Here is a 9,127-nt window from a genome sequence, read left to right on the forward strand (position 1 = left end):
CTCTAAAGCATTGCTTATATTATAATTGTTTCTTTCGTTTCAATTACTTTTTTAAGCTTTCGGTTTTACTAGTTTTTGCCTGTATACACATACACTACTTTTTAAAACGTCATGGTTTTAAAATATTACCATTTTAAAAACCTCAAAAAACAATAAGTAAAGAATAAATCTTCAGATAGAATCTAATTCAAATTAGGTTTTAACACCTTAACCAACTTGCGTTGTATTTAAATTCTTTGTCTAAAGTAAAATATATTATTAAAAAAATCAATTTTTTAATCAATTAGTTATCAACTTGTTATGAACTTGCGTTATTAACAAAAGTTCATAACTAAAAAAGCCTGCTTTAAAAAAAAACAGGCTTTTATAATTATTTAAGAAAGGGATATTACTTTCTTCTAACTTCTTTAATTCTAGCTTTCTTACCAGTAAGTCCTCTAAAGTAAAAGATTCTAGCTCTACGAACTTTACCTTTTTTGTTTACTTCGATTTTCTGTAATGCTGGTAAATTTACTGGGAAGATACGCTCTACTCCAATAGTTCCAGACATTTTTCTAATTGTAAATGTTTCAGAAGATCCACTTCCTCTTCTTTGGATTACTACTCCTCTAAAGAACTGTGTACGTGATTTTTCTCCTTCACGAATTTCGTAGTATACAGTAATTGTATCTCCTGCCGAAAATTCTGGTAATTCTTTTCTTGTTACAAACTCGTCTTGTACAAATTTAATTAAAGATTCCATCTTTATATTTTTTTTAAAGTATTGATTCAGAGCAACATTCACGTATCTCGCCAGAGGTTAATCCGAAATTGGGTGCAAATATAGGTAAAAAAGTTAAAAGTAAAGCGCTATGAGTATTAAGTTTTTTTAGAGATTAAAAGTGTAGTTTTAATGTAAAATATATTCTAAACTTTTTAAAGGCTATAAACGGATTACTTTTAGTTTGTAGTTATTCATCTAACAAATCTGGTCTACGTTCTTTGGTTCGCTTATATGCTTGCTCTTCTCTCCATTTTTCTATTTCTGGAAAGTTTCCGCTAAATAATAACTCTGGTACTTTTAGGCCTTTATATTCTCTCGGTCTTGTATATATTGGTGGAGCCAATAAGTTATCTTGAAACGAATCGGTTAGGGCAGAGGTCTCATTACCTAATACGCCAGGGATTAATCTAATTATAGAATCGCATAGTACTGCTGCACCTAACTCGCCTCCAGACAATACATAATCGCCAATGGAGATTTCTTTGGTTACAAATAAATCGCGAACCCGTTGGTCTACACCTTTATAATGCCCACAGAGTATAATTATATTTCCTTTTAAGGAGAGTTTGTTGGCCATACCCTGGTTTAGAGTTTCTCCATCTGGGGTCATGTAAATTACCTCGTCGTAATTGCGTTCTGCTTTTAAACCTGTAATACATTTGTCTATAGGCTCTATAAGCATTACCATACCAGCACCACCACCATATTGATAATCGTCTATGGTTTTATAATTATCTGTAGTGTAGTCTCTTAAATTATGAAAGTGGACTTCTACCAAATTTGCTTCTATAGCTCGTTTTAAAATTGAAGCTTCAAAAGGGCTTTTTATTAACTCTGGTAAAACGGTAATTATATCAATTCTCATGTATCATCTTTATAAGACTGCAAAGATAATTTAATTGTTTATTAGTTTTTGCTAAACTCATCTATAAAAGTCCTGTAAAAGTGTATTAAAGGTTCAATTACTTGTGTCCAGTCTGAAAATTGTACATGATATATAGTCTCTAAAGTATAGTGTGCCTTATTATAATAACCAGTTATACTTGGTTCAAATAATGTATTGTTGGCTATTGTATTTAATAGTTGCATGCTTTCATTAGTTTTAATGAAACTTAGCATGTTAGGATTAGGACTTTTTAATTTAAAACGCTCTTTTGTTTTAGAAAACAGTGTAGAAAAATGACTTTTTGTAGTTAACTTAAAGTTTAATGATTGTTTAGAGACTAAAAACTGGGTTGTAATTCTAGCGGCATAACTGGTTCCTGTTTCGTTTATAATAATAATGTCATGACCTTTATGACTTATTTTAAGATGGTATATTACTTTGGGGCTTTTAATACCACCGCCTATGGAAATGTCGTTATCTTTATAAGATAGTTTTCCATTTTCCTGTTTAGCTATTCTTATAAATTCACTTTTTACCATATATTATGTTTTATGTAATAAGTAGTAGTTTTGGCAGTATTGTTACAGAAAATAATTATATACCTTAACTAATAATATAAAATAACTACTAGTTAAGGTTATGGTATTTATACTACTATTCCTTAGGAGGTGAATATGGTAAATTTGAGTCTTGTAATATAATGCGAATATTACCGTTATCATCTTTTTTATAGCCAAAAGAGTAATTAACTTTTAGTTCTGGGTCGTTAGTTTCTCCTTTAAAAAAGTAGTGTCCCATGGCTACAGCAGAATCACCATTAATTATTGGGGCTGCAGCGTTTTCCCAGCGTACATTGGTCCAAGGCGTTAATGCAAAACCTTTGTCTTCTGGAAACGTATTATTCCCTCCAATAAAATAAGAGAGAGCTCCTTCAAAGGTTAATCTAAATGGAGTTAGGTAAGCCAATGTAGGCTTAAATAAAACAACACCATTTTGGTAAAAATAAAAAGTATTGATGTGATCTATAGCTGCTTGTTTATAATCTCCTTTATTTATATATACTTTTCCTATTTTAACAATACCATTGCCCCAACCTTCTTGAGCCTTAATGATGTCTTCTTTTGTAATTTCATTCATTTGTTTTTCTTTTTTAGGGGTTAATAGTATTTGTAAATTCCTAACTACCTGTGAGTTATAGTGAAACTAGTTGTTGCTTTCCATTTCTTTAAGCGTATAAACCCCTGTTTTTTAGTCTAGAAATAATAAAAGTTAAACTTTAAAATATATTAGAAGGACACTATCTTGGTTTTTATTAGTTTTGCACACTTTAAAAATTGAAAAAATAATATGATTACAGTAGATGGTTTAGCAGTAGAGTTTAGTGGCACAACATTATTTAGCGATGTCAGTTTTGTTATTAACCCTAATGACAAAATTGCCCTTATGGGAAAAAATGGAGCAGGAAAATCTACTATGATGAAGATTGTTGCTGGCGCTCAAAAACCTACACGTGGTAAGGTAAGCTGCCCAAAAGATACTGTAATAGCTTATTTACCACAGCATTTATTAACAGAAGATAATGCTACTGTTTTCGATGAGGCCTCTAAAGCATTTAGTCATATTTTTAAAATGCGTGATGAAATGGAGGCTCTAAATAAAGCTCTAGAAACGCGAACCGATTACGAGAGTGACGAGTACATGAAAATTATAGAAAAAGTGTCGGAGCTTGGAGAATGTTATTATGCTTTAGAAGAAATAAATTATGATGCCGAAGTAGAAAAGGCCTTAAAAGGTTTAGGGTTTAAGCAAAGCGATTTTACCCGATTAACAAGCGAGTTTAGTGGAGGTTGGCGTATGCGTATAGAATTGGCTAAAATTCTATTACAAAAACCAGATTTAATTTTATTAGATGAGCCCACCAACCATATAGATATAGAGTCGGTAATATGGTTAGAGGACTTTTTGGTTAATAAGGCCAATGCAGTAATGGTAATTTCTCACGATCGTGCTTTTATAGATAATATTACTAATAGAACGGTAGAAGTTACTATGGGACGTATTTACGATTATAAAGCTAACTACTCTCATTATTTACAATTACGCGAAGAGCGCCGTAGTCACCAAATAAAAGCTTACCAAGAACAACAGAAGTTTATTTCGGATAATATGGCATTTATAGAGCGTTTTAAAGGAACATATTCTAAAACCAACCAAGTAGCTTCGCGAGAGCGTATGTTAGAAAAGCTACAGATTATAGAAATAGACGAGGTAGACACTTCTGCTTTAAAGTTACGTTTTCCTCCAGCTCAGCGTTCTGGTGATTACCCTGTAACAGTAGAAGGTTTAACAAAAACCTATGGTGACCATATTGTATTTAAAGATGCTAACTTATCTATAGCAAGAGGGGAGAAGGTCTCTTTTGTGGGGCGTAATGGTGAAGGGAAATCGACTATGATAAAATCTATTTTAGGAGAAATAGATTTTGAAGGTAAATGTAATCTAGGACATAATGTACAAGTTGGTTATTTTGCGCAAAATCAAGCTGCTTTATTAGATCCAGATTTAACAATATTTCAAACGGTAGATGAGGTTGCAAAAGGCGATGTACGTACACAAATAAAAAATATTTTAGGTCGTTTTATGTTTAAAGGCGATGATATAGATAAAAAGGTTGGTGTATTGTCTGGTGGAGAAAAAACCAGATTAGCTATGGTAAAACTATTATTAGAACCTGTTAATTTGCTAATTTTAGATGAGCCTACAAATCACTTAGATTTAAAATCTAAAGATGTCCTTAAAGAGGCCTTGTTAGGTTTTGATGGCACTTTAATTTTAGTATCACATGATCGTGACTTTTTACAAGGGCTATCTCAAAAAGTTTTCGAATTTAAAAACCAACGTGTTATTGAGCATTTCGAAACTATTGATGCTTTTTTAGAGCGTAATAGAATTAAGAGTATTAAAGAAATGGATTTGTAACTCCACGTTTTTATTCAATTTTTATTACTGTATTTATGTTTTAAGGTTTAGAAACTTTTACTGTATAAGTCGCTACAACATCTCCATTAACTTTTAAATGAACATCATAAGTACCTTTATGTTTAAATTTACAGCGTAACGATGTAATATTGTCTGTGTTGGTAGTAGCGTCAATTTTTAAAGTAGTTTCTTTAGCTCCAATATAATAGACTAAAGCTACCTTTTTTGTAGTTTCAAAATCAAGGGATTTAAAACTAAATGTAACACTATCGTTTTTACTTATAAATTGGTTCATGTGTTGCGGGGCAATTGGTAGTATATTATGTTTATACGTTTCTGTGTAAACTAAAGGAGCATTTGTAAATGAAGATGCTGTTATAGTATTGTTAAGTGTCCATTTTTGTAGTAATGGAAAATGACTTTTTCCAAATAAAATAGGAGGAGTTAAAAAATAGCCATCATTATACGCTTTTATAAAAGTACCATATTCATCTATATAGCCACTAGACCATGTAGCATCGCATAAATACCATTTGTTATTTAATTTTACAGCATTCCACGAGTGGTTTTCAGATTCTAGTGTATTAATATTTGATTCTACGTCTCTTCCATAACCATTAATAATAACACTTTCTATATTGGCTAAAAAACATAATTCACTAACTAAATAGGCATAGCCAGTGCATATTGTTTTTTTGTGATTAAGTAACCTTTTAAAAGTTATTCTTTTGTATTCTTTATTCCATTTAGTTAAAGCAATACTGTCGTTTTTTAGTTGTTTTCTTTTTTTTAAAACGGTGTTTTGTTGTTTATAGTCTCCTTTAATATTATCGCATACCCATATATATATGGCTCTAAGTTTTTCAACATCGGTTTGTAAAGTATGGGTTAAGTTATATGCTAGTAAAGGTAGATTTTCTACACTTGCTCCTTTATTTAACTTAGCAATATTTTCTGCTCTAGTAAAGTCTACAGATTTAAAATCGGAGATTTGAGAAAAGAGACAATTATTAAAAACTATTATAAATAGAATGTGTAGATACGTTTTCATTATGTTATGTATAGTGTATTATTTTTTTGAGCTGTACACTTTTTTTACAGCAACTTTACCGATCACAACACATGACATTTCATCTAGGTTTACTTTTAAAGAGATGTTTAAAGTTGCATCTTTATCCTCAATAGTTATTTTTCTAGATTTATAACCAATAGTATTTAAAATTAAAACGTCTCCTTTTTTTAGTAGTTTAGGAAATTTGAAATAGCCATCAAAATCACTTTGAGTTCCAATATTTGTGCCTTCTAAAAGAATATTAACCCCAGGCATTAGTAATCCGTTTTCGTCATTTATAGTTCCTTTAACAGTAATGTTTTCTTCGTTAATGGTATTTTGAAATTTAGGCGGAATGGTATTTAGAGTATTATCTTGGCTTTTAATATTTTGAGCATCAGCTTTACTAAAACTAAAAAGAGAAATAATTGCTAGCCCTATGCCACTTATAAAACTTATGTTTCTTCTTTTTTCTACAGTAGGCGTGTAGGTTCTTAATTGCTCCTTATTAAATCGGCCACAAGTATTTTTAGACGCTTTAGTTTTAAAATAATTAATAGTTTCTTCTGCACTCATTCCTGTAAAATCGATAACTTCATGTTTACACGAACCACAAAATCCTCCATTTTTTGTAGGTGTAAAATCATTAAAATCTTTAGAGCAAGGTGTTTTTATATTTAAGTTAAATGGACTGTTCATAGGTATCTGTTTTAGTTATACTTCAAAATTAAAACTTATGGAGCTAGAATAAAATATAGAATGAGTTAACGTGCCATTTTAATAAGTGAAATAACCTTGTTGATTAGTAAACATAATTTGTAGTAAATAAATGTCTTTGTCTTCTATAATTAACAAAATGAGAAGTAAAATTAATGCTTAGGTAATTTTACCTGTTTTATCAATACTAGTAAAATCTACCTAAAAAAAAGCTTTCTGTTGTCGGACATTTGTAATGTAATCTAAAGAGTAGAATATTTAATTAAGTCGCTACTATCATTACTTTTTAGGTTGCAAAGGCAGAACCCGAAAAGCCTAATATTAAAATAGAGTAGGGCAATTTAAAAACCAAAAATTATGGCAACGACTTATACAGTAGATTTTAAAAATAGTACAGACGAAACATGGACTTTATGTGTCTATCAAGAATTACCAGACTCACCAGGATTAGATAGCGTATCATGGCAGCAAACAACAGTGCCTAGAAGTGGTACTTCTGGAGTACAATGGCAAATACAGTACTATGCAGGTGTTGCAGGTTATAGACAAAGTGGGGGGAAAGGTGTTTATAATGCTACACAAATATTACAAACAAACCTTGGAAAAAAGTGGCAATGTCAATTTAAGGATGGTGTACAACAGTTATTTGAAGATGGAAATACAACTGAAGGTCAGTTATTAATTTCTAACCAATCACAGAGGTTAGCCAACCTAGCAATAGGCATGGATAAAGAAATAGCTTTAGTAAAAAAAGATGTTTATAGTGGAAATAGTGCCCAATTTGTAGCTAAACCAAAATATTATGTTGCATTATTTAAAGATTTGGTGAGAGGAGAGGTTATTTCTGGGAATCAAGTGCATGGACCATTAGAAGTTGTATTTGCAGGAGGCCAAATTGCTAAAATGTATGAAGCAAAAATTGAAGGTGACATATTTGTATTTCAAGAAGTAGGAACAGATAATAGAGTTGAAGCTCCTTATACAGATGTACAAAAGCGTGTTAAAATGCTTAACGGTACTTTGTAAAACAGAATAGTACATGTAAAGACATCTAAACTATAATATTGTTTAGGTGTCTTTATTTCTAAAAACACACTTTAATATTAATTAATGTTGAGGTTTTTTTAATACAACTAAAAAATTATTATGATGAAAAATTCAATAAATGATATGTTGCATGCCATGCAACAACAAAACTTAGTATATAATCATGATTTTCTATACTACAGTAATAAGGAAGGGAATGTAGTTAAATATAATCATCCAGATGGTTGGGGTTATGAAGACACTGGAGCTAATGGAAAAATAAGTTTTGATGAAGGTACAAACTCATGCTTAATACAGAAAAGTACAGATGATTCTAAAATGGCTTTTAGTCAAATAATTAGTGAGTTTCCTAGATGGAAAGATAAACTTCTTGGAAAAAAAGTAACAGCATGTGCAGTAATTATAAATCCTGAAGCAGCAGCAACTACATTTGAGTTAACGTTTTCCATTACCGATGGAGTGTCTATAAGCAGTAAAACCTTCTTGTACAAAGCGGGAGAAAAAAAAGCTATAAATTTAGAACTAAATGTAAATGAAAAAGCTACAAAACTAGAAGTAAATATTACTTGCTCTACACCAAAAGCTATTATTTATGTTAATAAGGTCTATGCTAATGTAGGCGTAATAGCATTAGAGAATTTGCCATGTATTGTACAAGGTGTTATAGGAGAACGTAAACAATATATTGCTACCGAAAATGCACCTGCCGAAGAATTATCGTTATGTAATGCTATAATTGAATTATCTACAAACTATACTAGATTACGATCTGTATTAAATAATAGATTTGGAGTAAATAGCGAGAATGGTAATCCATACTTAGTTAATATGGCTGGTTACTTTAGTAGAGCATGGGATAATGGCTCAAAAATAGACCCTGATGCAAATGATAGAGAAACTTTAGGTAAAAGTACTATAAAAGGAGACCATGTAAGTACATTAGAAAAAGATGTGTTTTTAAAGCATAACCATGGGTTAGATTTTTCTATAAATAAAACAATTCTTACTGGAGATAAAGGCGCAGCTATAGTTATAGATCCAACATCTAAATCTAAAACCAATGATGAAACAAATGGAAAAGAAACTAGACCAATTAATATAGCAGAACTTTACACTATTAAATGGGCTTAAAATGAGTAGTGTTATATCTCATACTATTCAATTTAATAATAAAACAAAAGATGCATGGACTTTTTGTATTTATCAACAATTGCCAAACACTATAGATTTAGACAGTGTGTCATGGAAACAAGAAAGAACAGCACCTAGTGGAGAGGCATTAATTAAATGGGATGTTACCTATTTAGTTGGTTTAGCTAAGTACAATAAAGAAAAAAACGTATACGCACCTACCCAAAAGAAAGAAACTAACCTGGGAAAAGAATGGATATGCGAAACTAAAGATGCTGTTTTACAATTAATTGCTGGAGGCGAAACTAATGCCTCTAATATTTTAATCCGTAACCGATCTGGAGAAATAGCAAATCTAGCGACTGGTATGGATAATAGTATTACGGTAGTAAAAAAAGAAGTTTACAGTGGACTTAATATTCCATTTACGATAGCACCAAAATATTATGTGGCATTATTTACTAATTTAGTTGAAGGAGAAATTATTTTCGACAATCAAATTTGTGGCCCTTTAGAAGTCGTATTTGCAAATGGGCAGACCTCTAAAGTATAT

At 30.9% G+C, this 9,127-nt stretch carries 10 protein-coding genes; 4 read left to right on the top strand and 6 right to left on the bottom strand.

The annotated features are described in order from the left end of the window. Positions 1-388: 388 nt before the first annotated feature. The 4 genes from rplS to ACVC2P_RS15830 form a co-directional block, all read right to left on the bottom strand. The gene (gene rplS, locus ACVC2P_RS15815; RefSeq protein ID WP_452599423.1) at positions 389-742 is read right to left on the bottom strand and encodes a 50S ribosomal protein L19; all 354 of its coding nucleotides are present in this window, start codon (positions 740-742) and stop codon (positions 389-391) included. A 208-nt stretch (positions 743-950) separates the two neighbouring features. After that, positions 951-1,628, bottom strand: a complete 678-nt coding sequence (trmD, locus tag ACVC2P_RS15820) for a tRNA (guanosine(37)-N1)-methyltransferase TrmD (RefSeq protein ID WP_452599424.1) — start codon at positions 1,626-1,628, stop codon at positions 951-953. A gap of 41 nt (positions 1,629-1,669) precedes the next feature. Then, entirely contained in the window at positions 1,670-2,188 is a 519-nt protein-coding gene (locus ACVC2P_RS15825) for a hypothetical protein (RefSeq protein ID WP_452599425.1), read from the bottom strand. Between the two features lie 115 nt (positions 2,189-2,303). Beyond that, on the bottom strand, positions 2,304-2,786 hold the full coding sequence (locus ACVC2P_RS15830) for a phosphoribosyl-AMP cyclohydrolase (protein ID WP_452599426.1): 483 nt from the start codon (positions 2,784-2,786) through the stop codon (positions 2,304-2,306). Between the two features lie 210 nt (positions 2,787-2,996). Here ACVC2P_RS15830 and ACVC2P_RS15835 point away from each other — a divergent pair, with 210 nt between their 5' ends. Next, positions 2,997-4,628: an ABC-F family ATP-binding cassette domain-containing protein gene (locus tag ACVC2P_RS15835; protein ID WP_452599427.1), complete on the top strand. Its 1,632-nt coding sequence runs from the start codon at positions 2,997-2,999 to the stop codon at positions 4,626-4,628. A gap of 40 nt (positions 4,629-4,668) precedes the next feature. Here the strand turns inward: ACVC2P_RS15835 and ACVC2P_RS15840 are convergent, their stop codons facing one another. Continuing rightward, a complete protein-coding gene (locus ACVC2P_RS15840) occupies positions 4,669-5,679 on the bottom strand; it encodes a transglutaminase domain-containing protein (protein ID WP_452599428.1) in 1,011 nt (336 codons plus the stop codon). Positions 5,680-5,697: 18 nt separating this feature from the next. After that, positions 5,698-6,378, bottom strand: a complete 681-nt coding sequence (locus ACVC2P_RS15845) for a carboxypeptidase-like regulatory domain-containing protein (protein ID WP_452599429.1) — start codon at positions 6,376-6,378, stop codon at positions 5,698-5,700. Positions 6,379-6,753: 375 nt separating this feature from the next. On the opposite strand from ACVC2P_RS15845, the gene ACVC2P_RS15850 reads away from it, so the two are divergent. From ACVC2P_RS15850 to ACVC2P_RS15860, 3 genes are all read left to right on the top strand, one after another. After that, a complete protein-coding gene (locus ACVC2P_RS15850; RefSeq protein ID WP_452599430.1) occupies positions 6,754-7,422 on the top strand; it encodes a hypothetical protein in 669 nt (222 codons plus the stop codon). A gap of 120 nt (positions 7,423-7,542) precedes the next feature. Continuing rightward, on the top strand, positions 7,543-8,574 hold the full coding sequence (locus ACVC2P_RS15855; RefSeq protein WP_452599431.1) for a hypothetical protein: 1,032 nt from the start codon (positions 7,543-7,545) through the stop codon (positions 8,572-8,574). Between the two features lies 1 nt (position 8,575). Beyond that, positions 8,576-9,127: hypothetical protein (locus tag ACVC2P_RS15860; RefSeq protein ID WP_452599432.1), on the top strand; the 552-nt coding region annotated here is incomplete at its 3' end.

The organism is Pontimicrobium sp. MEBiC01747, from assembly GCF_053601635.1.